At 69.6% G+C, this 405-nt stretch carries 1 protein-coding gene; it reads left to right on the top strand.

The features are described 5' to 3' along the window. Window positions 1–267: 267 nt before the first annotated feature. The coding region (locus RNC47_RS37240; protein ID WP_311605304.1) for a serine dehydratase beta chain at window positions 268–405 on the top strand (138 nt) is incomplete at its 3' end.

Here is a 405-nt window from a genome sequence, read left to right as displayed (position 1 = left end):
CCTCCGCCCTCAAGCCGTCGTACGACGCGGACGACCTCAAGGCCCGTGTCGCCGCGCTGGCCGAGAAGTTCCCGCTGTACCCCGGCCTGAAGTAGCACCTGGCCTGCGGTTCCGCGCATCGTGACGGGGCACCGCGCACACTGAGGAGAGTGAGCGCGGTGCCCCGTTCCACGCCCCCGGCCCGAAGTTTTCACCCTGCTTGCCCCGCTTGTCCCCGCACCGCCCAGGCAGACAACGGCGTCTTCCAACCCCCCAAGGAGTCCTCCCGTGGCCATCTCGGTCTTCGACCTCTTCTCGGTCGGCATCGGCCCGTCCAGCTCCCACACGGTGGGCCCGATGCGGGCCGCCCGGATGTTCGCGCGCCGCCTGAAGAACGAGGGACTGCTCGCGCACACCACCTCGATA

Source organism: Streptomyces millisiae (genome assembly GCF_031845425.1).
GTDB classification, from domain to species: Bacteria; Actinomycetota; Actinomycetes; order Streptomycetales; family Streptomycetaceae; genus Streptomyces; species Streptomyces millisiae.
This window is presented reverse-complemented; position numbering and strand designations above follow the sequence as displayed.